Source organism: Rhodoferax sp. EU05-FHT12H12 (assembly GCF_058791215.1).
In genome coordinates, this window is sequence record NZ_JBYTDI010000001.1 from 730835 (window position 1) to 756562 (window position 25728).

Annotated in this window: 22 protein-coding genes and 1 tRNA gene; 7 read left to right on the forward strand and 16 right to left on the reverse strand. The window is 60.4% G+C overall.

Annotated elements, in window-relative coordinates:
* The 5 genes from AC3WS7_RS03375 to uvrC all read right to left on the reverse strand — a co-directional run bounded on the left by AC3WS7_RS03375 (position 1) and on the right by uvrC (position 5271).
* Positions 1-1926, reverse strand: coding sequence for a SurA N-terminal domain-containing protein (locus AC3WS7_RS03375; RefSeq protein WP_492655373.1), 1926 nt, complete (start codon positions 1924-1926; stop codon positions 1-3).
* 62 nt (positions 1927-1988) lie between these two features.
* A tRNA-Val gene (locus AC3WS7_RS03380) sits at positions 1989-2064 on the reverse strand.
* Between the two features lie 16 nt (positions 2065-2080).
* Positions 2081-2353, reverse strand: a complete 273-nt coding sequence (locus AC3WS7_RS03385; protein ID WP_066709320.1) for an HU family DNA-binding protein — start codon at positions 2351-2353, stop codon at positions 2081-2083.
* A 338-nt stretch (positions 2354-2691) separates the two neighbouring features.
* The gene (gene pgsA, locus AC3WS7_RS03390) at positions 2692-3267 is read right to left on the reverse strand and encodes a CDP-diacylglycerol--glycerol-3-phosphate 3-phosphatidyltransferase (RefSeq protein WP_296469604.1); all 576 of its coding nucleotides are present in this window, start codon (positions 3265-3267) and stop codon (positions 2692-2694) included.
* Positions 3268-3285: 18 nt separating this feature from the next.
* On the reverse strand, positions 3286-5271 hold the full coding sequence (gene uvrC, locus AC3WS7_RS03395; RefSeq protein WP_492655374.1) for an excinuclease ABC subunit UvrC: 1986 nt from the start codon (positions 5269-5271) through the stop codon (positions 3286-3288).
* A 57-nt stretch (positions 5272-5328) separates the two neighbouring features.
* Here uvrC and earP point away from each other — a divergent pair, with 57 nt between their 5' ends.
* The 3 genes from earP (at position 5329) to AC3WS7_RS03410 (ending at position 8074) form a co-directional block, all read left to right on the forward strand.
* Entirely contained in the window at positions 5329-6468 is a 1140-nt protein-coding gene (gene earP / locus AC3WS7_RS03400; RefSeq protein ID WP_492655375.1) for an elongation factor P maturation arginine rhamnosyltransferase EarP, read from the forward strand.
* 106 nt (positions 6469-6574) lie between these two features.
* Positions 6575-7129, forward strand: coding sequence for an elongation factor P (gene efp / locus AC3WS7_RS03405; protein WP_296469610.1), 555 nt, complete (start codon positions 6575-6577; stop codon positions 7127-7129).
* Between the two features lie 75 nt (positions 7130-7204).
* Complete coding sequence (locus AC3WS7_RS03410) at positions 7205-8074, forward strand: LOG family protein (RefSeq protein WP_296469612.1); 870 nt, start codon at positions 7205-7207, stop codon at positions 8072-8074.
* A gap of 9 nt (positions 8075-8083) precedes the next feature.
* Here the strand turns inward: AC3WS7_RS03410 and AC3WS7_RS03415 are convergent, their stop codons facing one another.
* The 7 genes from AC3WS7_RS03415 to AC3WS7_RS03445 all read right to left on the reverse strand — a co-directional run bounded on the left by AC3WS7_RS03415 (position 8084) and on the right by AC3WS7_RS03445 (position 17177).
* On the reverse strand, positions 8084-9313 hold the full coding sequence (locus AC3WS7_RS03415; protein WP_492655376.1) for an MFS transporter: 1230 nt from the start codon (positions 9311-9313) through the stop codon (positions 8084-8086).
* Entirely contained in the window at positions 9310-10695 is a 1386-nt protein-coding gene (locus AC3WS7_RS03420; RefSeq protein ID WP_296469615.1) for a DNA recombination protein RmuC, read from the reverse strand. Before AC3WS7_RS03420 ends, AC3WS7_RS03415 begins: the two co-directional genes overlap by 4 nt.
* An 82-nt stretch (positions 10696-10777) precedes the next feature.
* Positions 10778-13693 (reverse strand): hybrid sensor histidine kinase/response regulator, encoded by a 2916-nt coding sequence (locus AC3WS7_RS03425; RefSeq protein ID WP_492655377.1) that lies wholly within the window; start codon positions 13691-13693, stop codon positions 10778-10780.
* Entirely contained in the window at positions 13690-14685 is a 996-nt protein-coding gene (locus AC3WS7_RS03430; RefSeq protein WP_492655378.1) for a 2-hydroxyacid dehydrogenase, read from the reverse strand. Before AC3WS7_RS03430 ends, AC3WS7_RS03425 begins: the two co-directional genes overlap by 4 nt.
* Before the next feature lie 43 nt (positions 14686-14728).
* Positions 14729-15937, reverse strand: coding sequence for a nicotinate phosphoribosyltransferase (pncB, locus tag AC3WS7_RS03435; RefSeq protein ID WP_492655379.1), 1209 nt, complete (start codon positions 15935-15937; stop codon positions 14729-14731).
* A gap of 107 nt (positions 15938-16044) precedes the next feature.
* Positions 16045-16740: a nitroreductase gene (locus AC3WS7_RS03440; protein WP_492655380.1), complete on the reverse strand. Its 696-nt coding sequence runs from the start codon at positions 16738-16740 to the stop codon at positions 16045-16047.
* Positions 16737-17177 (reverse strand): acyl-CoA thioesterase, encoded by a 441-nt coding sequence (locus AC3WS7_RS03445; protein WP_296469624.1) that lies wholly within the window; start codon positions 17175-17177, stop codon positions 16737-16739. Before AC3WS7_RS03445 ends, AC3WS7_RS03440 begins: the two co-directional genes overlap by 4 nt.
* Positions 17178-17406: 229 nt before the next feature.
* Here AC3WS7_RS03445 and AC3WS7_RS03450 point away from each other — a divergent pair, with 229 nt between their 5' ends.
* Complete coding sequence (locus tag AC3WS7_RS03450) at positions 17407-17949, forward strand: phasin family protein (RefSeq protein ID WP_105260965.1); 543 nt, start codon at positions 17407-17409, stop codon at positions 17947-17949.
* A gap of 211 nt (positions 17950-18160) precedes the next feature.
* Here AC3WS7_RS03450 and AC3WS7_RS03455 read toward each other — a convergent pair whose 3' ends face one another.
* Positions 18161-19066 (reverse strand): patatin-like phospholipase family protein, encoded by a 906-nt coding sequence (locus AC3WS7_RS03455; protein ID WP_492655381.1) that lies wholly within the window; start codon positions 19064-19066, stop codon positions 18161-18163.
* Between the two features lie 109 nt (positions 19067-19175).
* Here AC3WS7_RS03455 and AC3WS7_RS03460 point away from each other — a divergent pair, with 109 nt between their 5' ends.
* Together AC3WS7_RS03460 and AC3WS7_RS03465 are read left to right on the forward strand one after the other, a co-directional pair.
* Positions 19176-20219, forward strand: a complete 1044-nt coding sequence (locus tag AC3WS7_RS03460) for an extracellular solute-binding protein (protein WP_492655382.1) — start codon at positions 19176-19178, stop codon at positions 20217-20219.
* Between the two features lie 72 nt (positions 20220-20291).
* Positions 20292-20780, forward strand: a complete 489-nt coding sequence (locus tag AC3WS7_RS03465; protein ID WP_296469629.1) for a DUF1499 domain-containing protein — start codon at positions 20292-20294, stop codon at positions 20778-20780.
* Between the two features lie 68 nt (positions 20781-20848).
* Here the strand turns inward: AC3WS7_RS03465 and clpA are convergent, their stop codons facing one another.
* From clpA to icd, 3 genes are all read right to left on the reverse strand, one after another.
* On the reverse strand, positions 20849-23170 hold the full coding sequence (gene clpA / locus AC3WS7_RS03470) for an ATP-dependent Clp protease ATP-binding subunit ClpA (protein ID WP_296469630.1): 2322 nt from the start codon (positions 23168-23170) through the stop codon (positions 20849-20851).
* Positions 23171-23249: 79 nt separating this feature from the next.
* Positions 23250-23606, reverse strand: a complete 357-nt coding sequence (gene clpS, locus AC3WS7_RS03475; RefSeq protein ID WP_296469632.1) for an ATP-dependent Clp protease adapter ClpS — start codon at positions 23604-23606, stop codon at positions 23250-23252.
* A 170-nt stretch (positions 23607-23776) separates the two neighbouring features.
* On the reverse strand, positions 23777-25030 hold the full coding sequence (icd, locus tag AC3WS7_RS03480; RefSeq protein ID WP_492655383.1) for an NADP-dependent isocitrate dehydrogenase: 1254 nt from the start codon (positions 25028-25030) through the stop codon (positions 23777-23779).
* Positions 25031-25205: 175 nt separating this feature from the next.
* Here icd and AC3WS7_RS03485 point away from each other — a divergent pair, with 175 nt between their 5' ends.
* Positions 25206-25661: a DUF192 domain-containing protein gene (locus AC3WS7_RS03485; protein WP_492655384.1), complete on the forward strand. Its 456-nt coding sequence runs from the start codon at positions 25206-25208 to the stop codon at positions 25659-25661.
* The last annotated feature ends 67 nt before the right edge of the window (positions 25662-25728 follow it).

The following is a 25728-nucleotide window of genomic DNA, read 5'->3' on the forward strand; positions in this document are numbered from 1 at the left end:
TTATGGAGCCTCAGACGGGGCAGAACTTGTGGGTGCAGGCACTTTGATTTGCACCTTGAAGCGCTCTTTGAGGGCCGCGTAGTAGGCCAAGCTCTCCGCATTGGCGGTCCACTGGGCGTACTGATTGCGCTCTTGCTTGGTCACATCGTCGGCGACCGGATTGCGTGGCAACACTTTGTTGACTTTCACAATGGCATAGCCTTGACGTCCCAAATCCACACCCAGGGTAACAGGCAGCTTAGCGGGGTCTGCACGCAAGGCGGCATCCAGCAACAGGCCCTGCACGGGCTGCTTGGCTTCGCGCGATACGGTCACGGCAGCGGGGAAGCTGGCGGATGCGGGCGTTGCCTTCCATGCTTCCAGCTTGGCAACACCTTCTTTTTTGGCCAACTCTTGTGCACGGCTCGCCACCAGTTGCTCACGCACCTGCGCGCGTACCACGGACAAGGGCAATGCAGCCGCGGGACTGTATGACACCACACGCGCTGCGCTCAACTGGTTGGGGCCAGTTTCCACCGCCTCGGTATTGCGTTTCTTTTCGAGTGAATCGGCGCTAAAAATGGCAGCCAGCAATTTCTCATTGGCCAGCATGCTTTTGGCATCGCCTGCAGGCAGACGTTGCACATTGGTGGCTTGTTTAACGTCCAGCTTGAGGCGTTCGGCCACGGGTTTCAGGCTGTCCGATTGTTCGTACACCGCGTTGGTGAAGGTTTCTGCCACTTCGGCAAATTTGCGCTGAGCCTGCTGCAGACGCAACTCGGCCTCCAGTCCCGCCCGTGCTTCTTCAAACACGGGTTGTTTGGAAGCTTTGACGTCCGTTAACTTGATGATGTGAAAACCGAAATCAGATTCGACGACATCGCTGACATCACCTTTGCTCATGGCAAAAGCGGCGTCCTCAAAGGGTTTGACCATCGCACCACGCGCAAAGAAATCCAGGTCGCCGCCGTTGGGCGCAGAACCGGTGTCCTGCGAATTTTTCTTGGCCAGATCGGCAAAGCTGTTAGGCGCTTTGCGGACTTGCTCCAAGAGGGACTGTGCCTTCGCCTTGGCCTTTTCACGGTCGGCGGCAGGCATGTCTTTGGGGGCATTGATCAGAATATGGCTGGCGCGACGCTCTTCCTTGGCGCTCAGGCGGCTGGCATTCTGTTCGAAGTACGACTTGAGGTCCGCCTCATTCAGCACCACCGATTTCTTGATCGCATCCAAGTCCAACACCACATACTCAACGGTGGCGGATTCAGGCGACTGGTACTGGGAAAGGTTGGCTTGGTAGAAGGCGTCGACATCTGCGTCTGACAGGCTGACCTTGCTGGCGAAATCGGCAGGGCTGAAACGTGTGATCTGCACCTCGCGTCGCTCAAAAAAAGCATTCAAGGCCATGTCCGCCAGCGCATGGGACGCAAAGGCAGTGGACGTCACACCCGACTCCACCTGCATCAGCGACAGATCCGTGCGCACACGGGCTTCAAAACCTTCCGGAGTCAGGCCCTGACTAGCTGCCAACTGGCGGTAACGGTCCATGTCCAGCGAGCCATCGGGCTTGCGCAAACCGGCGATTGTCGGATTTTGCTGCAGCTCACGGGCCAAGCGCGCATCCGAGGTGGTGAGATGCGCGTCATTGACAGCAGCAGCCATGACCCGCTCACGCACCAAACGTTCAAGCGTCGCATAACGGGCCTCCGGAGAGTCGAGTAACTTGGCATCCAGGTTCGGAATGGAGGCACGCAAGCGGTCCACTTCATTCTTGTGTGCGAAGTCCCATTCTTCTTGGGTAATGCTGGTGTTGCCGACTTGGGCCACGGTGGCTCCCGTGGAGGCGACACCTTTGTAACCGTCAATCCCCACCAACACAAAAGCGGCAATGATCAGCAAGAACAATGGCGCCGCGATGAACTTGGTGTTCCGGCGGACAAATTCAAACATGCACTAACTCTCCATGTAAACAACAAAAAAGGCGAACACACTGTTCGCCTTTGCTGGGTGGGTGGTGGGTGATGACGGGCTCGAACCGCCGACATTCTGCGTGTAAGGCAGACGCTCTACCAACTGAGCTAATCACCCAAACCGAAACCGAATTTTAGTTCAGAGCATCTTTCAATGCTTTGCCTGGACGGAACTTTGGCACTTTGGCAGCCTTGATTTTAATCGCAGCGCCAGTGCGTGGATTGCGACCCGTGCGCGCAGCACGCTTGCCCACGGCAAAAGTACCAAAACCGACCAAGGAAACTGTGCCGCCTTTTTTCAGGGTGGTCTTCACTGCACCGATGGTGGATTCCAGAGCACGTGTTGCAGCAGCCTTGGAAATGTCGGCGTGTTTTGCGATGTGCTCAATCAGTTCTGTTTTATTCACAAAGACCCCTTGTACGGAAGCAAATTAATGGATTGTCTCTTCAAATTTGGTTGTACCGCCCAGTCCCACCAAGGACTGCGCAATGGAACACAACGCAGGCACACAGTGGTTTGGCGATAGCAGTCGAAGCTGCTGCATTGCATTAAAGCCACGGCCTAATTCCGTGTCAATATGCCCTGCAACATTGCAACAGCGCGGAGGCGAATTCTAGACGCAATTCTTTCTAAAACTTGGCGCAGGCTGGAAGTTTTTTCGGCTGCGGGGGGCCGCTGTAAATGCAACAAAGTGTAGGCGCCATGCGGGATGCACCGCTTAGGGGCGCGCGCATGGCGAACTTGTTAATTGGCTCGTGCACGGATCTCCGGCAAGGCCTTTTGCAGGTAATAGACCATGGACCAAACCGTGAGCACCGCAGCGGCCCAAATGAGCCACACACCCCACTGGTGCGTGTCGATCACACCAAACAACCGGCCATCAAACAGCAGAAAGGGAATGGCCACCATCTGCACCACCGTCTTGACCTTGCCGATCATGTGCACGGCCACGCTGCGTGATGCACCAATCTGTGCCATCCACTCGCGCAGGGCAGAGATGGCAATCTCGCGGCCAATGATGATGAGGGCCACAAACACATCGGCGCGCTGCAGGTGCACTAGTACCAGCACGCAGGCGCACACCAAAAACTTATCTGCCACCGGGTCCAGAAACGCTCCGAATGACGAGGTCTGGTTCAGCTTGCGGGCCAGGTAACCGTCCAGCCAGTCCGTCGCCGCGAACACCACAAACATGATGGTGGCTACCAGGTTTCGCTCGTACACCGACGCCATGGAGTCGGGCAAATAGAAGACACCCACGATGAGGGGAATCGCGAAGATCCGCGTCCAGGTCATGAGGGTGGGGATGGTCATAAACATGGCGGGATTGTGGCACGGCTAATGCAGGGCCCGGTAGATTTCATCGGCCAGTTCGCGCGATATCCCGTCCACCGTGGCAATGTCCTGTGCGCTGGCCAGCGCCACACCGCGCACACCACCAAAACGCTGCAGCAGTTTGGCGCGGCGCTTGGGGCCAATGCCCGGAATTTCTTCGAGCTTGCCGCCGCCGGTGCGCACCTTGGCACGTGCAGCACGCATGCCGGTAATGGCAAAGCGGTGTGCCTCGTCACGGATCTGTGCAACCAGCATGAGGGCTGCGGAGTCGGCGCCCAGGTAGACCTTCTCACGGCCATCGGCAAACACCAACTCTTCCAGCCCCACCTTGCGGCCTTCGCCTTTCTCCACACCCACGATGAGCGACAGGTCCAGACCCAGGCTCTCAAACACTTCGCGCGCCATGGCCACCTGGCCCTTGCCGCCATCCACCAACACCAGATCGGGCAGCCGCGCCGTGCCGCTGGGTGTGGTGCCCTGGTGTTTGGCCTCACGCAGGGCCTCGGCCAGCTTGCTGTAGCGGCGCGTCAGCACCTGGCGCATGGCGGCATAGTCGTCGCCGCCGGTGATGCCTTCTATATTGAAGCGGCGGTACTCGCTGTTCTGCATTTTGTGGTGCTGGAACACCACACACGACGCCTGCGTGGCCTCGCCAGCGGTGTGCGAGATGTCAAAGCACTCGATGCGCAGCGCATCCAGGTCCTCCAGCGCCAAGTCCAGCGCATCGGCCAAAGCGCGCGTGCGCGCCTGCTGCGAGCCCTCTTCGGCCAGCAGGCGGGCCAGTTGCAATGCAGCATTGGTCTGTGCCATGTCCAGCCAAGCGCGACGCTGTTCGCGTGGCTGGTGCACGGCGGTGACCTTGATGCCGGTTTGTTCAGACAGCGCCTGCAGCAGCCCCTTGCTCACCGGCTCGCTCACCACCAGCGCACCGGGCATGGGCACATCGATATAGTGCTGCGCCAAAAATGCCTCCAGCACCTGGGCCTCCACCGACTTCTTCACCTCGCTGTCATCGGCCTCGCCCATGACCGTGGCGTCCTCCACATGCACGGGAAAGTAGGGTCGGTCGCCGAGATGGCGGCCGCCACGCACCATGGCCAAGTTCACACAGGCCTTGCCGCCCTGCACCTTCACGGCCAGGATGTCCACATCGCGGTCCGACACGTTGTCCACCGACTGCTGGTGCAGCACATTGGACAGCGCCGCCACCTGGTTGCGCAGTTCGGCCGCTTGCTCAAACTCCAGCTTGTCCGCGTGCGCCATCATGCGGGCCTCCAGGCCCCGCATCACGTCTTGCGCCTCGCCACGCAAAAAGCGTTCAGCATTGGCCACGTCCTGTGCGTAATCCAACGGACTGATGTGGCCCACACAGGGTGCGGAGCATCGCTTGATCTGGTACAGCAGACAGGGCCGGGTGCGGTTGCTGAACACCGGGTCTTCGCAAGTGCGCAGGCGAAACACCTTTTGCATCAGGAGGATGGCTTCTTTCACCGCCCAGGCACTGGGGTAAGGCCCAAAGTAGCGGTGTTTCTTCTCAACCCCGCCGCGGTAGTACGACACACGGGCAAACTCCACGGGCTGCGGTGGGCGCGGTTTGCCGGACGCATCAGCGGGCGCCAGGTTCTTGGGCACGGGCGGCGTGCCGGTCATTTTCAAATAGGGATAACTCTTGTCATCCCGAAACAGGATGTTGTACTTCGGGTTCAGCGTCTTGATGAGGTTGTTTTCCAGCAGCAGGGCCTCGGCCTCGGAGCGCACCACCGTGGTCTCCATGCGCACAATCTTGCTGACCATGTGGCCGATACGTGTGCCCCCGTGGTCCTTCTGGAAATAACTGCTGACCCGCTTCTTCAGGCTGATGGCCTTGCCCACGTAGAGCAGCTGGTTGTCCGCATCAAAGTAGCGGTACACCCCGGGCAGCGGCGGCAGAGCCGCCACTTCGCGCAGCAGCGCGTCGGAATGGGTTTCTGCGGAGGGTACTTCAGACATGGGACGCTATTGTGCGTGCTCCTTGGGCAAGCCAGCACCGCATGGACAATAGCCGCCATGCAATGGGATATTTTCTGCAGAGTTATCGACAACTTTGGCGACATCGGCGTGTGCTGGCGCCTGTGCGCCGACCTCGCCCACCGCGGCCACGCGGTGCGCCTGTGGGTGGATGACACCAGCGCCCTGGCCTGGATGGCGCCTGGCGCCGCGGAGGGCCAGTGGCCCGGTGTGCAGGTGCACCCCTGGGGGGACGCACAGACCCCGGCCGTGCTGCAGGCACTGCCTCCTGCCGATGTATGGGTAGAAGGCTTTGGCTGCGAAATTGCTCCTGAATTTATAGCTGCTCGCGCAATGAATACAAGGGATAGTGGCCAAAATTACCACAAACCACCCGTGTGGATCAACCTGGAGTACCTCTCGGCCGAGGCCTATGTGGAACGTTGCCACGCCCTGCCCTCACCGGTGATGCAAGGGCCGGCCCAAGGCTGGACCAAGCATTTCTACTACCCCGGTTTCACTGCAGGCACGGGCGGTCTGATCCGCGAGCCGGATTACCTGGCCCGTCAGGCTGCGTTTGACACGGAGGCACGCCGGAACTGGCTGGCTCAACGAGGGATTGCATGGCAAGACCAACGCGTGGTCTCCCTGTTTTGTTACGAACCACCCGCGCTGGCGGAATTTTTGCAAGGGCTTGTAGAGAGCGACATCTCCACGCTGTTGCTGGTCACGCCGGGCCGGGCACGCCAGGCGGTGGAAGTCCTGCTCGCACCGTGGGACTGGCCCAGCACGGGCAAGGGATCGCTGACCCTGCACTGGCTGCAGCCGCTGACCCAATGCGGTTTCGACGAACTGCTCTGGGCCTGCGACCTGAACCTGGTGCGCGGGGAAGACTCGCTGGTGCGCGCGATCTGGGCCGGCCAGCCGTGGCTGTGGCAGATCTACCCCCAGGACGATGGCGCCCACGCCGACAAGCTGCAGGCGCTGCTTGACCAGATGCAGGCCCCCGCCTCACTGCATGCCGCCCAATGCGCCTGGAATGGCTTGGCAGCCACGGCGGGGGCGGGCCCCCAGGCCCTGGATTGGGGAGCCCTGCCCCTGGCGGAATGGTCCGCCGCTGCACACGCTTGGCGCCACCGCCTGCTACAAATGGACGACTTGGCCAGCCAGCTCACCGATTTCGTGCAGAAAAAAAGATAAAATCCAAGGCTTTGCTGAATTTGCCGCCTGAGTTTTGGGGCAAGTCATGCCCCGCCGCAGACAGCGGCCTACAGTCGCACCACGCGACATACGTTCTCGCAATCCTATGAAAATCGCTCAAGAAATCCGCGCCGGCAACGTGATCATGCACGGCAAAGACCCCATGGTCGTCCTGAAAACCGAATACAGCCGCGGCGGCCGCAACTCTGCCACCGTGCGCATGAAGCTCAAGAGCCTGATCGCCAACTTCGGCACCGAAGTCGTGTTCAAGGCCGACGACAAGATCGACCAGATCATTCTGGACAAGAAGGACTGCACTTACTCCTACTTTGCCGACCCCCTGTATGTCTGGATGGACGCAGACTACAACCAGTACGAAGTGGAAGCCGAAAACATGGGCGATTCGCTGAACTACCTGGAAGACGGCATGACTGCCGAAGTGGTGTTCTACGAAGGCAAGGCCATCTCGGTGGAACTGCCCACCAGCGTCGAGCGCGAAATCACCTGGACTGAACCCGCCGTGAAGGGTGACACCTCCGGCAAGGTGCTCAAGCCCGCCAAGATCGCTACCGGCTTCGAAATCGGTGTGCCAATCTTTGTGGCCCAAGGCGACAAGGTCGAAATCGACACCCGCACTGGCGAATATCGCAAACGCGTCTAAACCACGCTCCGTGCTCCGCAAAAAGGCTCCCTCGGGAGCCTTTTTGCTGCCTTGCATTTGCCGCACAATGCACGCATGGAAAACACGCAAAACCTCAACGAAGCCCGCCTGGCCAATGCCTGGGCCGACCTGCAAGCCCACGCCGACCTCGGCAACATGCTGGAGGCCGATGCCTACCGCCTGGCTTTTGCCGACCCTGAATTTCTGCTGCGCCGCGAGACCCGTGGCATGCGCATCCAATTGGAGATGCTCAAGCCCGATCTGGACCAGGCCGCCCAAGGAGTGGAGAACACCGTCGTAGTGTTTGGTAGCGCCCGCTTCCCCTCCCCCGAAGACGCCAACACGGCACTCAGGGCCGCCAAGGCCAGCGGCGACGCGGCGCAATTGACGCTGGCCGAGCGCCACGTGCGCAACGCCAAGCACTACGAAAACGCCCGCCTGTTTGCCCGCCTGGTGGCGGGCTACAGCGCACGCAAGCCACTCAAAGACCGCCTTTTCATCTGCACCGGTGGTGGCCCCGGCATCATGGAGGCGGCCAACCGCGGCGCGTTTGAAATGGGCGCCCCCACCCCGGGCCTGAACATCGCCTTGCCCCACGAGCAGCGGGCCAACCCCTATGTCACGCCCTCACTGAGCTTCAAGTTCCACTACTTCGCCACGCGCAAAATGCATTTCATGATGCGTGCCAAGGCCCTGGTGGCCTTCCCTGGCGGTTTTGGCACCTTGGACGAGTTGTTTGAAGTCATCACCTTGGTACAGACCCGCAAGGCCAAGCCCGTGCCCATCGTGCTGTTTGGCACCGACTACTGGAAGCGGCTGATCAACATGGACGTGCTGGTGGAAGAAGGCGCGATCTCGCCCGAAGACCTGAACCTGCTCCACTACACCGACGACCCGCAGGACGCCTGGGACACCATCCGCACTTTCTACAGCCTGACCGTGTAAAAAGCGCCGCTAAGACACCGCCCGGGGCCGCAACGCCCAGGCGGTGCGGGCCCCCAGGCCCACCAGGGCGCCCACGGTCCAGAACACCACCGACACGCCCACCACCACACCAGCCGTGCCAAACAGCATGGGCATCATCACGCTGGAGAGGTTGATGCTCATGAGCCGTAGCGCGATGGCCTGGCCATGCAAGGCATGGGGCGTGATCTGGTGCAAGGTACTCATGATCATGGGTTGCACCACGCCCAAGGCCAGCCCCAGCAGCACCGAACACAGGCCCATGGACCAGGCGCCTGGCATGAAGGGGTAAACCGCAAACAACCCGGCTGTGGCGACCATGGCCCCGGTCACGACCGCCCATTCCCGCAAATGGGCCGCCAGCAGTGGCATCACCACACGCACCGCAGCTGCCGCCACCGCAAATCCGCCAAGGATGGTGCCGATGACCGAAGCACTGAAACCCCGCTCATGGCCCAACACCGGGACGACAAAAGTGTGCACATCCCAGCAGCTGGAGAGCAACCAATTCACCAACAGCAAACGCCGCATCAGTGGCTCGCGCAGCAGCGGCCACACGCTGGGCGCAGCTGCGCCGGGCTTGGTGTGCAGGCTGGGCAACTCCACGGCATGGCGCACACACAGCCAGGCCAGTGCGGGTGCCAAAGCCGTCAGGGCAAATGCGGCGACAAAACCATTGGCGTCTGCGGCATGCCCACCCAACCAGACACCGGCATGGTCAATCAAAAGCCCCACGCACACCGGCCCCAGAAAGTTGGAGACAGCCGGTCCGATGGACAACCAGCTGAACACACGCCGCAACTCTTGTGCACCATGCGCAGCACGCCCGACATGCCGCTGCAGGGCAATCGAGGCAGCCCCGGTGGCGGCGCCCATGAGCAAGGCGCTCAAACACAGCATCGCAAAATGGGGCAGCAGCGCAGCCAGCCCGCCCCCCAGCATGGACGCCCCAATCCCCAACGCCACCGGACGCCGCAGGCCGTGGCGGTCGGCATACCGGCCCGCCGGCAAGGCCAGAAACACCTGGCTCAGCGAGAACAAGGCCAGCAAGAAGCCCACCGCCAGCGGACCATACCCTTGCTGCAGAGCCCACAGCGGTGCCGCCATGCGCATACCGGCCATGCTGGCATGCAGACACACCTGCCCGGCCACCAGCCGCAGCAGCCCCCCAATGCTGCCGTTGGCGTGTGCCCCAGAGGCTTCGCCAGCAGAACGGCTCATGCCGAGGCCGCGTCGGCGTCACGGTCAAAGTCGCGGTCGGTGGGCAACAAGGCTTGCGCCTGCGTATCTGGCAATGCGTCCACCTTCTTGAGGGCCCGGCCCATGGCACGGCTGCGCACCTCGGCGCTGTCCAGCGTTTTGAGCACCGTCTCGGTCTGCGCCTTGACCTTGGCCAACACATCACCAAATTTGCCAAACTCGGTTTTGACGGCGCCCAGCACCTGCCAGACTTCGCTGGAGCGTTTCTCCAGCGCCAGCGTGCGAAAGCCCATTTGCAAGGAGCTCAGCATGGCCAACAAGGTGGTGGGGCCGGCCAGCGTGATGCGGTGGTCGCGCTGCAAGCTTTCCATCAGGCCGGGGCGGCGCAGCACCTCGGCGTACAGACCTTCGGTGGGCAAGAACAAAATCGCGAAATCGGTCGTGTACGGCGGCTCCACGTATTTTTCGGAGATGGACTTGGCCTCCAGCCGAATCCGCATTTCCAGCGCCTTGCCCGCCACCTCGGCGGCCAGCACATCGGCGCGGCCCTGGGCATCGAGCAGGCGTTCGTAGTCTTCGTTGGGAAACTTCGCGTCGATGGGCAGCCAGAGCGGCGTGCCGTCGTCCGACTTGCCAGGCAGCTTGATCGCAAAGTCCACCACGTTTTTGCTGCCTGGGCGCGTGGCCACCTGGGTGGCGTACTGGTCGGGCACAAACACCTGCTCCAGCAGGCCGGCCAGTTGTGCTTCGCCAAACATGCCGCGGGTTTTCACATTGGTCAGCAGGTGTTTGAGGTCGCCCACGCCCTGCGCCAGCGTCTGCATCTCACCCAGGCCCTTGTGCACCTGCTCCAGGCGCTCGGCCACCTGTTTGAAGCTCTCCCCCAGGCGGGCCTGCAGCGTGGTCTGCAGCTTCTCGTCCACCGTGGCGCGCATCTCGTCGAGCTTGGCGGCGTTGGTGGTCTGCAGCTGGGCGAGTTGTTTCTCCAGCGTCTCGCGCACTTCATTCATGCGCCGTGCGTTGGACTCGCTCAAGCCTGAGAGCTGGTTGGTGAGTGTGTCCGACAGCGTTTTTTGCAGCAGGGCCAGCTGCTGGCCAAAGGCGTCGATCTGCGTGTTTTGGGTGCGTGTGGCCTCGGCGCCCTGCTCTACAAAGGCCTTCTGAAAGGTGGCCAGGTTGTGCGACAACTCCTGGCGGCCATCGCGGGCGGACTCGGTCACCTCGCGGCGCAGCTCGCGCTCCAGCCGCTCGCTGCTGGTCTTCACCAGCGCCAACAGCTCCTGGCGCTGCGCTTCCTGCAAGGGGCTGGGCGGCGGCACTGCCGCACGCCGTACCAGCAGCACCAGCAACACCGCCAGTTGCACCACCGCCAAGCCGACGAGCAGCCCTTCAAACCATTGCATTGCCACACCCAGTCAAATATGAATAAAAAACCACTCTAGCCCCCGTGGAGTATGCGCAAGCAGCTCCTGAATTTATAGCAGCCTATGCCCCACGCAGCATCGGCTCCACCGCGGCAAACGCCTGCTGGATGGCCGGCACCAGCGCCAAGGCCTCCTCGGCCTTGCCCTGGCGGGCCAGGGTTTCCAGGTCTTGGCACAGAGCGCCCAGTTGCATCGCCCCCACCGTGTGGGCCGATGACTTGAGCCGGTGCCCCACTGCGGCCAGCCCCTTGAGGTCCTGCGCGGCACGCAGCACCTCCAGCTCGCCCATCTGCGTGGACGTGGTGGTGACAAAGCGGTCCAGCAGACGGCGGTGCATGGTGGGGTCATCGCCCACCATGCGGCTCAGGGCCTGGCTGTCCCACTGCGGCGGTGCGGTTTGTACATCGGTGTTGCGCGGCAACCATTTGACCAACATGGCGCCCAGCTCACTCAGGCGCAGGGGCTTGGTCAGGTAGTCATCCATGCCACGCTCCAGGCAGTGCTGCAGCTCGCCGTCCATGGCATTGGCCGTCACCGCCACGATGGGCATGTGTTGCTGTGGGTCCTCTGCTTGGCGGATGGCATCGGTCAGCGCAAAGCCGTCCATGTGTGGCATGTGGCAGTCGGTCAGCATCATCCCGTAGCGGCCGGTGCGCCACATGGTGAGTGCGGTGGCGCCGTCCGGTGCCGCCTCTGCGGCATAGCCCAGGATGCGCAGTTGCTCCTGCATCACTTCACGGTTGGTCTCGTTGTCTTCCACCAGCAGAATCAGGCGGCCCGCATCGCGCGCGGCCTCGACCGACAAGGAAGCCGGCCCCAGCGGTAATGCCGCCACGGGCCTGGGCACCACGGCAGGTATCGACAGGTGCCCACAGGCCAGCGCAATGCCACGCAGCAACTCCTGCAGCAGCAGCGGCCGGGCGCAGACGGTGACCGAGCGGCCAGGCAGGCTGCTCTGGTTTTGCCGCACCAGGCGCACCACACCGCGGCCACTGCCGGCCTGGGCCCAGGCCTCCACCGATTCGTCCCAGGCCGCCTCCACATCCAGCAGCAGCACCGCTTGGTGGGGGGCTGCTGCCAGCCAGGGGCCGGCCTGGTCCAGCGTGTGCACGCTTTGCACCTGGGCACCGGCCAGACGCAGATGGCCGGGCAGGTTTTGCGCGCAGTCCGGGTCGTCGGTGACGAGCAGCACCTGCGTGCCTTCCAGGCGCACGCCGGGCACCACTTCGCCCCCCACGGTGGCCACCTGCAGTGGCAGCAGCACGGTGAAGATGGAGCCCTCCCCCTGGGTGCTGTGCACCAGGATGCGGCCATGCATCATCTCGACCAGGCGACGGCTAATGGTCAGGCCCAGCCCTGTGCCGCCAAATTGGCGTGCGGTGCTCACGTCGGCCTGGGTAAAGGCCTCAAACAAACGCTCCACCAGCTCAGGTGCCATGCCAATGCCGTTGTCCATCACGCTGAGTTCCAGCATGGGCACGCCCTGGGTCTGCTGCGCCGCGCGCACGTACAGACGCACATTGCCCCGCCGCTCGGCCCGTCCCAGGGTGAACTTGAGGGCATTGCCGACCAGGTTGTAAAGCACCTGGCGCAGGCGCGTAGGGTCTACCCAGACCCAGGCTGGCAGGTCGGGGTCCACCAGCACCGAGAGGTCAATGTCCTTGCCGGCCGAGATGGTGACCATGAGCTGGGCCACACCTTCGACCAGCTCGCGCAGGTGGGTGGGCATGGCCTCCACCTCCAGCTTGTCGGCCTCGATCTTGGAAAAGTCGAGGATGTCGTTGAGGATTTGCAGCAGTGCAATCGAGGAGTCGTGGATGGTGCCCACCATGCGGCGCTGCTCGCGCGTGAGTTCAGTGGCACGCAGCAAGTCCACCATGCCCACCACGCCGTTCATGGGCGTGCGAATCTCGTGGCTCATGTTCGCCAGAAACTGTGACTTGGCCTGGCTGGCCGCCAGCGCGGACTGCTCGGCCTGGCGGCGCTGGGTGATGTCGGTGCTGACGGTGATGTACTCGCGCGGCGTGCCATCGGTGTGCATGAAGGCGGCCACCGTGATGTCCAGCCAGTAGAGGGTGCCGTCCTTGGCGCGGTTGCACAACTCCGAGCGCCACACCTTGCCCTGGGAAATGGTGTGCAGCAGGTCGGCATAGAAGCGGTCGTCGTGCTGGGCCGAGTCCATCATGCGGTAGCTCTTGCCCAGAAACTCCTGGGGCGCGTAGCCGCTGATTTCCACAAAGCGCTGGTTGCCATAGGTCAGGTGGCCGCCCAGGTCCATGATGGTGACAATGGCGTGCTGGTCAATCACATAGCGCTGGCGCTCCAGTTCCGACAAGGCCTTGAGCACGCGTGCGTTGCTGGCGTCGCGCTCGTCCAGTAGCATCTTCTGCGCTGCGTTGATGCGCTGGGAGGCATCCAGCAGGTGGCGCTTGATCAGCACCGCCATGCGGTAGGCCACAAACAGGCCAGCGGCCAGAATGGCCCATTGGGCTTGCGGCACCGTGGGGGACGACGGTGGCAGGCTGCCCGACAGTTGGGCCCAGGTGATCCAGGCACTGGCACCAATCGACAAGGACAACAGCAGCAGGCCCGCACGCTCGCCCAGAATGATGACGCAGTAAATCAGCGGTATGCCGGCCAGCGCGGCCTGCGCAATGCTGACCGAGCCAAAGCGCACCATGCTGGAGAACACGCCCACAAACAGCAACACCAACACCACCGCGGAGCTGGACCGCACCCAGCCCCGGATCAGGAACACCTGCACCATCGCGGCCAGGCACACCAGCAGCACCATGTTGCGCATGTTGAGGCCGTCGGTGAACAGGCCCAGCGCGTAGGCCGCGATGATCACCAGGCCACACACCACAAAAATGCTGGCGTTGAAGCCGCGGGCTACCGCACCGATGCCAACCAGCTCGTCTGCCGATGGAGTGCCACCCGTGCCACTGTCGGCATCGGTCTGTGGCCACCACTTCATGCGCTGCGGGCCACGGGCAGTGGCGTGTTGACGGGCGTACGCACCGTTCCGCGGACAAAGTAGTCGACCAGGTTATCCGCAGCCAGTTGCGCCATGGCAAGGCGCGTGCGCCGTGTGGCGCTGGCAATGTGGGGGGTGAGCACCACGTTGGGGACGGTCAGCAGGTCGGGGTGAACCTTGGGCTCGCCTTCAAACACGTCCAGTCCGGCGGCGGCAATGCGCCCCTCGCGCAGGGCCACGGCCAGGGCCGCGTCGTCGACGATGCCGCCCCGGGCGATGTTGATCAGCGTGGCCGTGGGCTTCATGCGGGCCAGCTCGGCGGCGCCAATGGTGTGGTGCGAGGCCGCCGAGTACGGCACCACCAGCAGCACGTGGTCGGCGCTCTGCAGCAGAGTGTCCTTGTCCACATAGCGGGCGCCACAGGCAGCTTCGGTGGCCGCATCCAGGCGGCTGCGGTTGTGGTAAATCACCGGCATGCCAAAGCCCAAGGCACCACGGCGTGCAATGGCCTGCCCAATGCGCCCCATGCCGATGATGCCCAGCGTGGCGCCATGAATATCGGAGCCGCAAAACATGTCGTAGCTCCAGCGTGTCCATTTGCCGGCGCGCAGGTAGTGTTCGCTCTCGGTCACACGCCGGGCGGTGGCCATCAGCAGGGCAAAGCCGAAGTCGGCGGTGGTTTCGGTCAGCACATCGGGCGCATTGGTGCCCTGCACACCGGCGGCCGTCATGGCGGGCACATCAAAGTTATTGAAACCCACCGCCATGTTGGCGCAAATACGCAGTTGCGGGCAGGCCGCCAGCAGTGCGGCGCTGATGGAGACGCTGCCAGTGGTCAGCGCGCCATCCTTGTCCTGCAAATGCCGGACCAATTCCTCGGGACTCCAGTCGAGGTCAGCCTGGTTGGACTCCACCTCGAAGTGCTGGGAGAGGAAGTCGAGCACCTCCGGAAAAATGGCGCGGGCCACAAGAATGCGGGGCTTGGTAGACATGCTTTGGTGATTCCCTGAAAAAACGCTGAACAGCCCGCAGCTGTCAGGCCAGTGGCGTGATCTCGAAGACCTGGCGCAGGTAGGCCAGGTACTTTTCGTCATCGCACATATTCTTGGATGGAGTATCCGACAACTTGGCCACCGGTTGGCCGTTGCAGCGCACCATCTTGATGACGATTTGCAAGGGCTCGTAACCCAGGTCGTTGGTGAGATTGGTACCGATCCCAAATGCCAGCTGGCAACGCCCCCGGAACTGCAGGTACAGCTCGATGGTGCGCGGCACCGTCAGGCCATCGCTGAAGATGAGTGTTTTGGTGCGCGGGTTGACACGGTTGCGTTGGTAGTGCTCCAGCATGCGCTCGCCCCAGGTGAAGGGATCGCCGCTGTCATGGCGTGCCCCATCGAACAACTTGCAAAAGTACATGTCGAAGTCGCGCAGGAAGGCGTTCATGCCATACACGTCGCTGAGCGCAATGCCCAGGTCGCCCCGGTATTCGCGGGCCCAGGACTCGAAGGCAAATATCTGGCTGTCGCGCAAGCGTGGCCCCAGTGCCTGCGAGGCCTGCAGGTACTCGTGCGCCATGGTGCCCAGCGGCAACAGTCCCATGCGCATGGCCTGCAGCACATTGCTGGTACCGGCCAGTTGACCCGGAGCAGCATCGGTGTGGCCCGGGCTGCGCACCGTACCCAGCTTGGCGGCCAACACCTGCAACACTTCCTCGTGCCAGGCACGCGAGAAGCGCCGCCGCGTGCCGTAGTCGGCGATCTTCAGGTCACCCAACCCGGCCACGCGCAACTCGGCAATCTTGGTGTCCAGGCGGCGGCGCCCCTCCTCCAGGTCCGGTTGTGGCTGGGTATTGCGGAAATACACCTCGTTGACGATGGCCAGCACCGGAATTTCGAACAGGATGGTGTGCAGCCAAGGCCCTTCGATCACGATCTCCAGCTCACCTGTGGGCAAGGGGGTGACCGTGATGTATTTCTCGTTGAGCTTGAACAGGCCCAGAAAGTCCACAAAGTCGCTTTTGATGAAGCGCAGCGAACGCAGGTAGGCCAGCTCGTCGTCCTGAAAGCGCAGGTTGCACAGGCTGCGAATTTCCTCCCGGATTTCTTCGGCATGGGCCGCCAGGTTCACCCCTGGGTTGCGGCATTTGAAGCGGTACTCCACCTGCGCACCCGGGAACTGGTGCAGCACCACCTGCATCATGGTGAACTTGTACAAGTCGGTATCCAGAAGGCTGGCGATGATCATGGTGTGACAGGCGGCGCCGCTGTGGCACCTTGATTTGCTATGCTTTTAATAGCTGCTTGCGCAGCATCCACGAGGGCTATGGCCCTATTTCTTATAAATTACCGACCTTAGTCCAGCCAATGGGTGAATTCGGCCACCGGCACGCGCGGTGTGTGAAAACCGTTCACGGGAGCCTGCGCATCCGCGTAACCCAGCGACATGCCGCACACCAGCATCTCGCCCTCGCCCGCACCAATGTGCGGCAAGATGATCTTGGCAAACCCGTTCCAAGCCGCCTGGGGACAGGTATGCAGGCCACGCCCACGCGCGGCCACCATGATGTTCTGCAAAAACGCCCCATAGTCCACCAGTGAACCGCGGCCCATGACCTTGTCTACGGTGAACATCAGGCCCACAGGTGCGTCGAAGAAGCGGAAATTGCGCTGGTGCTGGGCGTGCATCTTGTCCTTGTCGGCCTTGCCAATGCCCAGCAAGCCATACAGGCCCCAACCGTTTTCACGGCGCCGGTCAATGTAGGGGCTGACCCACTGGCCCGGGTAGTAGTCGTATTCTTCTTGGTACTCGGCCGCCAGCGCCGGGTTGGCGCGGATGGCATCGTGCGCGGCACAGACTTTGTCCATCAGCCCGGTGCGGCTGGCACCCTGCAGCACATACACCTTCCAGGGCTGGCAGTTGGTACCACTGGGCGCCCGGCTGGCAACCTCCAGAATCGCTTCAAGGTCCGCACGCGCCACCGGCTGCCCGGCAAAGGCCCGCACCGACATGCGGGAGCTAATGGCATCGTCCACCACGGAAGCGGTCATACAAGGGTCTCCAGTACTTTTTTAAGGGCCGGTGGCAACGCCACCGGTTTGCGGGTGATCTGGTCTACATACACATGCACAAAGTGGCCTTTGGCGGCGGTGAGCTCACCCTCGCCAAAGATGCCCACCTCGTAACGCACGCTGGAATTGCCCAGCTTCGCCACCCGGATGCCGGCCTGCACCGCCTGCGGAAAAGCCAGCGAGGCAAAGTAGTTGCACTGCGTCTCCACCACCAGGCCAATCGTGGCGCCCTGGTGGATATCGAGCACCCCCTGTTCTATCAGGTAGGCGTTCACCGCGGTATCGAACCAGCTGTAATAGACGACGTTGTTCACGTGGCCATAGACATCGTTGTCCGACCAGCGGGTGGAGATGGGACGGAATGCCTTGTAGGCGCTGCGCGGTTCGGCGTGGGGTTTGGCAGGAACGTGATCCATGGGTCCATTCTGCCAGCGCATGGCACCCTAGTGGCCTGCGGTGACAAAGGCATGAAAAAGTGCCGAACTAGGCCTTCGCATCTAAATTGTTGCACCGCAACAAATAATGCTTGCATTGCAGTGCAGCATCGGTACAATTCACCCCATGCTGCACTGCAACATAAACAGAGCCAAGGGGCCAGGTTACGGAGCAGATAGTGATTTTCACCTTAACTACTGGAGAATGAACATGCTGACCGTTGAACAAGTAATCGCTTCCCACAAAGCCAACATCGAAACCCTGTTTGGCCTGACCAACAAGGCCTTCGAAGGCGTGGAAAAAATCGTTGAACTGAACCTGACTGCTTCCAAGGCTGCCCTGTCCGAAGTCGCTGGCCACACCCAGTCCATCCTGAGCGTGAAAGACGCCCAAGAGCTGCTGGCCCTGCAATCCAGCCTGCTGCAGCCTTTGGCTGAAAAGACGGCTGCTTACAGCCGCCACCTGTACGACATCGCTTCCGGCGCCAGCGCCGAGCTGACCAAGACAGTCGAAGGCCAGGCTGCCGAAGCCCAGAAGAAGTTTGCCGGCCTGGTCGACAGCGCTGCCAAGAACGCACCTGCCGGCTCCGAAGCCGCTGTGGCGATCCTGAAGAGCTCGGTGGCTGCTGCCAACAACGCCCTGGAATCCGTGCAAAAAGCTGTGAAGCAAGCGACTGATGTGGCCGAAGCCAACTTCAACGCTGTGGCCGCCACTGCGACCAACGCCACCAAGGCTGCCGCCAAAAAGCGTTAATTCAGGCCAGGGCTCGAAGTTTTTTCAATAATTTGAGCCTTTTCCCTAGCTACCAAGGGAAAACCCTGAGATAATTCAGTCATCGGAAACAAAGTTTGTTTCCACCGGTTGTCTCCTCGGGTCCTTTCGAAACCTTCAGGTTCAGGGATCCCTTCAAGGCCTCGTTGCAAAACGGGGCCTTTTTTTTGGCCCCGCCACTCCCCCCCTTCCCTCAACGCATGCGGGCGGCCAATGCCGCCTTGAGTTCGGGAATCGCGCGCAGCATGGCTTGGCGGCCAGCGTCGATCGAGCGCTTGCGGGCACTGAAATCGGAACTGGCAATACCCTGCAGGGCGGGACGTACCACCACGTCGGCATCGCGCAGTTCAAAGGTGTTGATGCTCTTGCCCATGATGGAGAAGGTCTGCAGCAAAATTTCCAGCGTTCCCCCCGTCAAGCTACCTTCGGGTGGGCTGGAAATGTCCACCGCAATCACAAAATCTGCCCCCATCTTGCGCGCAGCCCCCACAGGAACGGGCGACACCAGTCCGCCATCCACATATTCACGCCCCGAAATCTTGACGGGCTGAAACACTGCTGGCACAGCACTGGAAGCCCGAACCGCTGTGCCAGTGTCGCCGCGCTGGAAGATAACGTCCTTGCCGGTATTCAGGTCCGTCGCAATGATGCCCAGAGGCAAAGGCATGTCTTCGATCCGGCGCGAGCCCACCTGGGTATTCACGTAGCGCGCAAGTGCCTCCCCCCGCAGCATGCCCCGACTGAAGATCGGCAGGGTCCAGTCCGCAATGGCGGCCTCCTCCATTGTTTCCGCTACACGCTGCAGTTGCGCCCCAGTCTTGCCACTGGCATAAATGGCCGCAACCAAACTACCTGCAGAGGTGCCTGTCACCAGGGTTGGGCGGATGCCGTTCTCTTCAAGCACCTGAATCACGCCGACATGCGCAAAACCGCGCGCAGCCCCTCCACCCAGTGCCAGCCCTATCTTTGGCGGAGGCTTCACCACCAAGACGGGGGGTACAGGCACAGACGGAACGACATCAACCACGGGAGCCTCTGTTACCGGCACCGATGCGCAGCCCACCAAAACCCAGACGCTCCCCGAGACGACCGACGTCATCCATCCTCTTTTTATCCACTCCGTGATCAGCATCAATCCACCTTTATTACGAATGATTCGTGTTTGCTCTATGATGCGACTGGTTCTCACAACATCCAAGCGACACACCATGAAAATTTCTCGCATTACCTTGGCCGCACTGATGGCCGTTTACGCAACGGGCGCCATGGCGCAAGAGCAAACGCTGAACATTTATTCAGCACGCCATTACCCCACAGATGAAGCCCTGTATACCAACTTCACCAAGGCCACAGGCATCAAACTCAACCGTGTGGACGCCGATGATGCCGGCATTTTGGCGCGCTTGAAGGCTGAAGGTACTGCATCTCCGGCTGACATTATCTTGCTGGTGGATGCGAGCCGCCTGTGGCGCGGTGAAGTGGATGGTCTGTTCCAGCCGGTCAAATCCAAGCTGCTCGAAGACGCAATTCCTGCACAGCTGCGCGGAAAAACCGCCGCCGACGGTGGCACGCCCTGGTATGGCTTCTCCACCCGCGCACGCGTGATTGTGTACGACAAGGTCAAGGTCAAAAAAGAAGACGTGGACACCTACGAAGAGCTGGGTGACGCCAAGAACAAAGGCAAGCTGTGCATCCGCTCCGGCTCACATCCTTACAACCTGTCGCTGTTTGGCTCCGTGACCGAGCATTTGGGCGACGCCGCCGCCGAACAATGGCTCAAGGGCATGGTCGACAACATGGCACGTGCGCCCAAAGGTGGCGACACGGACCAGATCAAGGCGGTGGCCAGCGGAGAGTGCGGTATTGCCGTGACCAACTCTTACTACCTGGCGCGCTTGATGCGCTCTGAGGCTCCCGCCGACAAGGCAGTTGTAGAGCGTGTCGGCGTCGTATTCCCCAACCAAGCGACCTGGGGCACCCACATGAACATTGCAGGCGGCGCAGTCGCCAAGAATTCCAAGAACGTGGCCAATGCGGTCAAGTTTCTGGAGTACCTGGCCAGCCCCTCTGCCCAAGAGCACTTTGCCAATGGCAACAATGAATGGCCCACGGCAAAAGGCGTGAAGTCCAATAACCCCGCACTGCAGGCAATGGGCGGTGGTTCATTCAAGAGCGAAACCATTCCCATCAGTGTGGTGGGGATGAACCAAGTCAAGGTTCAGCAGATGCTGGACCGCGTCGGCTTCAAGTAAGCTTGGGTTTGGTTGAACCTTGTCCCAATGGCAGGGTGCAACCACAACACACTTGCCTAGAGGAGGTTCGCCATGAAAGTCGTTTGGTTCATTGCTTTGGTGGCCGTAGTCATTGCCGCGCTGCTCTTTCTGGCAGGCCAGTTGGGCTGGCTCAAAGGGACACAGCCCTCCGATTTGGGAGTCAAAGACGGTCGACTGAAACCACCGGCCCACACACCCAACAGTGTGAGCAGCCAGGCCGACCTTTACCCAAATCATCCACAAGCCCAGTACGCAGCAATTGCGCCCCTGGATTACCAGGGTGATGCCAAAGCGGCCATGGCCAAACTGGTGGGCGTGCTGCAAGCTCAGTCAGGTACAGTGATCGTGTCGCAAACCGATGACTATTTGTATGCCCAAAGTACGACCCAGCTGCTGCGCTTTACCGACGATGTCGAGTTTTGGTTGGATGCCGCGCAACAGAAAATTCAGGTGCGCTCTGCGAGCCGCATCGGGCGCAAAGACTTTGGTGTAAACCGCCAGCGTATAGAGGCGATCCGAGCCCAACTCAACACCAACTGAAATGGCTAACGGCAAAATAAAAAGGGGCGCTTGAAGCGCCCCTTTTTATTTTGCCTGTCGCAAAGTTCTCAGCCCGCCGTAGCCTCTTCTGGCTTTGACTTGCCTTCCTTCTTGGGAAGCGGCTGTATATCCAGAATCACTTCCGTCTTGTCCGCCACAGCATCATCCAAGTCCACGGTGAGTCGACCACCATCGACCAGACGACCGAAGAGCAACTCATCTGCCAAGGCACGGCGAATCGTGTCCTGAATCAGACGCTGCATCGGACGTGCGCCCATCAATGGATCGAAGCCCTTCTTGGCCAAGTGCTTGCGCAGCTTGTCGGTGAAGGTGACATCCACCTTCTTCTCGGCCAGCTGGGTTTCCAGTTGCAACAAGAACTTGTCCACCACGCGCAGGATCACGACCTCGTCCAAGGCCTTGAAGCCCACAATGGCGTCCAGACGGTTACGGAACTCCGGCGTGAACAGTCGCTTGATGTCCACCATCTCGTCACCCGCTTCTCGGGGGTTGGTGAAACCAATGGTCGCCTTGTTCATGGTCTCGGCGCCCGCATTGGTCGTCATGATGATGATGATGTTGCGGAAGTCCGCCTTGCGGCCATTGTTGTCGGTCAATGAGCCATGGTCCATGACCTGCAACAGCACATTGAAGATGTCCGGATGGGCCTTTTCAATCTCATCCAGCAGCAACACGGCATGTGGCTTCTTGGTCACAGCCTCCGTCAACAAACCGCCCTGGTCAAAGCCCACATAACCGGGAGGCGCGCCAATCAGACGGCTCACCGCATGGCGCTCCATGTACTCGCTCATGTCAAAGCGAATCAGGTCAATACCCATGATGTAGGCCAACTGTTTGGCAGCCTCGGTCTTGCCCACCCCCGTGGGGCCGCTGAACAGGAAGGAGCCAATAGGCTTGTCACCCTTGCCCAGACCCGAGCGCGCCATCTTGACCGCAGAGGCCAGAATATCCAACGCCTTGTCCTGACCAAACACCACGCTCTTCAAGTCACGCTCCAGCGTCTTGAGCTTGCTGCGGTCATCGTTGGACACATTGGCGGGAGGAATGCGTGCGATCTTCGCCACAATCTCCTCCACCTCGGTCTTGCTGATGGTTTTCTTGCGTTTGCTGGGGGCAAGGATTCGCTGGGCAGCGCCCGCCTCGTCAATCACGTCAATCGCCTTGTCCGGCAAGTGGCGGTCGTTGATGTATTTCGCGCTCAGTTCCGCCGCAGCCTGCAATGCAGCCAGGGCGTACTTGACATTGTGGTGTTCTTCAAAACGCGACTTCAACCCTTTGAGAATTTCCACGGTCTGGTCAATGGTGGGCTCCACCACATCCACCTTCTGGAAACGGCGGGACAGTGCAGCATCCTTCTCGAAGATACCGCGGTACTCCGTGAATGTCGTTGCACCAATGCACTTGAGTTGGCCCGAGCTCAGGCTCGGCTTGAGCAGGTTGGAGGCGTCCAGCGTACCGCCCGATGCGGCACCGGCACCGATGAGTGTGTGAATTTCGTCAATGAACAACACTGCATTGGGTTTGTCCTTCAGTGCCTTCAAGACGCCCTTGAGTCGTTGCTCAAAATCACCGCGGTACTTGGTGCCTGCCAGCAAGGCGCCCATGTCCAACGAGTAGACAACGGAATCAGCCAGAATTTCCGGCACGTCGTTCTGGGAGATGCGCCACGCCAAGCCCTCGGCAATGGCCGTTTTGCCCACGCCGGCTTCGCCCACCAGCAAGGGGTTGTTCTTGCGACGGCGGCACAGGATCTGGATCACCCGCTCGACCTCGTACTCACGGCCAATCAGCGGATCGATCTTGCCTTCCTTGGCAAGCTGGTTCAGGTTCTGGGTGTACTGCTCCAGCGGGGAGGCTTTCTCGTTCTTTTCAGAACCACCCTCTTCTGCTTCCGCAGGGTTCTCGCTGGACTTGGCGGCTTCTGGCGGGTCACTCTTCTTGATGCCATGGGCAATGAAGTTGACCACATCCAGGCGTGTCACGCCCTGCTGGTGCAGGTAGTAGACCGCATGCGAATCCTTCTCGCCGAAGATGGCCACCAGCACATTGGCGCCCGTGACCTCTTTCTTGCCACTGCCAGTGCTCTGCACATGCATGATGGCACGCTGAATCACGCGCTGAAAGCCCAAGGTCGGCTGGGTATCAACTTCATCGCTGCCCGCCACCTGGGGCGTGTTGTCCTTGATGAAGTTGCTCAGGGATTTGCGCAAATCATCGATGTTGGCTGCGCAGGCCCGCAGCACTTCGGCAGCGCTGGGGTTGTCAAGCAGGGCCAACAGCAAGTGCTCTACGGTAATGAACTCATGTCGCTGCTGCCGCGCTTCGACAAACGCCATATGCAGGCTGACTTCCAATTCTTGGGCAATCATATGAATTCCTTTTTGCCTTGCTGTGTTGAATAACTGTAATGCGTTTTACGTCGCCCGAAGCGCTCACGCCGCAAATACCCTACAAATCCACCGGTTCGCTCACGCACTGCAGAGGATGGCCGGCCTTGTGTGCCGCTTCCATCACCTGATCCACCTTGGTTGCCGCAATGTCTTTGGAATAGACACCACAGACCCCCCGTCCATCCAAGTGGATCTTGAGCATGATTTGTGTCGCGGCCTCCAGATCCTTGCCAAAAAACTCCTGAATCACCACCACCACGAACTCCATGGGGGTGTAATCGTCATTGAGCATCACCACCTGGTACATGGAGGGTGGTTGCACCTTCTGCGTCAGTCGTTCCATCACGACGGAGCCATCTCCCTCCCCAGTGGAGGGCGGCGAAATCGTGGGTTGGGTTGGTTTGTTGGTAGCCATGCGTTGGATTTTATCGGGCGCTTGCTTGCGTGCACGCTGGCGATGTTGTCTGGAGTTGGTGGCAAACGCAGGGGTTTCAAGCCCGACCAAGAAAAAACCGCTGCAAGGCCATGCCCCACAGCGGTTTGAACGATTGGAGTGGCACAGCAGACAGTGCCGCACCACAAAACTCACATATTGTCGATCATGACTTGGCCAAAGCCGGAGCAGCTGACCTGCTTGGCGCCATCCATCAGGCGGGCAAAGTCGTAGGTCACTTTCTTGCTGGCAATCGACTTTTCAATCGAACGGATGATCAGGTCCGCTGCCTCTTTCCAGCCCATGTGGCGCAGCATCATTTCAGCCGACAGAATCTCGGACCCAGGGTTCACATAGTCCTTACCCGCATACTTGGGGGCGGTGCCATGGGTCGCTTCAAACATGGCCACGGTGTCGGACAAATTGGCACCAGGGGCAATGCCAATGCCACCGACTTGGGCAGCCAATGCGTCAGAGATGTAATCCCCATTGAGGTTGAGAGTCGCCACGACGCTGTACTCCACCGGGCGCAACAGAATTTGCTGCAAAAAGGCATCCGCAATACTGTCTTTGATGATGATGTCCTTGCCGGTCTTGGGGTTCTTGAACCTGCACCATGGGCCACCATCAATCAATTCGGCACCAAATTCTTTTTGCGCCAACGCATAGGCCCAGTCCCGGAAACCACCCTCGGTGAATTTCATGATGTTGCCCTTGTGCACGATCGTCACATTGGGCTTGTCGTTGTCGATGGCGTATTGGATGGCCTTGCGCACCAAGCGTTCGGTTCCCTCGCGCGATACCGGTTTGATACCGATTCCGGAAGTATTGGGGAAGCGGATCTTCTTGACACCGAATTCGTCTTGCAAAAACTTGATCAGCTTCTTGGCCTTGTCCGACTCAGCTTCAAACTCGATACCCGCATAAATGTCTTCCGAGTTTTCGCGGAAGATAACCATATTAGTCTTCTCGGGCTCCTTCAGCGGACTGGGTACACCCTTGAAATACTGGATGGGACGCAGACACACATACAGATCGAGCTCCTGGCGCAGCGCGACGTTCAACGAGCGAATGCCACCGCCCACCGGGGTTGTGAGCGGCCCTTTGATGGACACCACGTACTCACGCACCACATCCAGAGTCTCTTGGGGCAACCAAACATCGGGGCCATACATTCTGGTGGATTTCTCACCGGCATACACTTCCATCCACTGAATCTTGCGCTGGCCACCATAGGCTTTGGCGACCGCCGCATCAACGACCTTGAGCATTACCGGTGTGATGTCGAGTCCGGTGCCGTCACCTTCGATATAGGGAATGATGGGTTGATCCGGCACATTCAATGTCATGTCGGCATTGACGGTGATTTTTTGGCCTTGCTCAGGCACCTTGATGTGCTGGTACATAGAAACAGGACTCCGTGTTCAATACGGTAACAATGTGATGCCTGAGGGCGCATGACAACGCGCAGCACCCAGACTGGAACCATGGAATTTTAGTTGTAAATGCCTGGCCATCTGCCTCTGCGCATGGCGCACAATTCAAATCGTATTCGCCCACCCACTCGAACACTGACACCACATGAAATCTCTCGGCCGCTACCTCCTCACACTGTGTATGGCAACAGCCGGGGCCGTACTCGCGCAAGAGGCGCCCCAAATGGATTTGCCCCGCGTTCAGCTCACAGCCGGGATGCATCGCATCGACGCACAAGTGGCACAAACGCCCGACCAACGCAGCATCGGCCTGATGTTCCGCAAAGATATGCCACACCACGAGGGCATGTTGTTTGTCTTTGAACGCCCCTCAGGCTTGTGCTTCTGGATGAAGAACACGTTGTTGCCCTTGACTGCCGCCTTTGTTGCTGACGATGGCACCATCGTCAACTTGGCAGACATGAAGCCACAAACGACCGATACCCATTGCGCCAGCAAACCGGTGCGCTACGTGCTGGAAATGAACCAGGGTTGGTTTGCAAAACGTGGTTTCAAGGCGGGAAGCAAGCTGGGTGGCGCACCATTTGACAAGCGCAACTGAGTAACAGGCGCGCTCCGCCCCCATAGTGCAAAGCCCCAACAGACTCGCGTCTGCTGGGGCTTTGCAC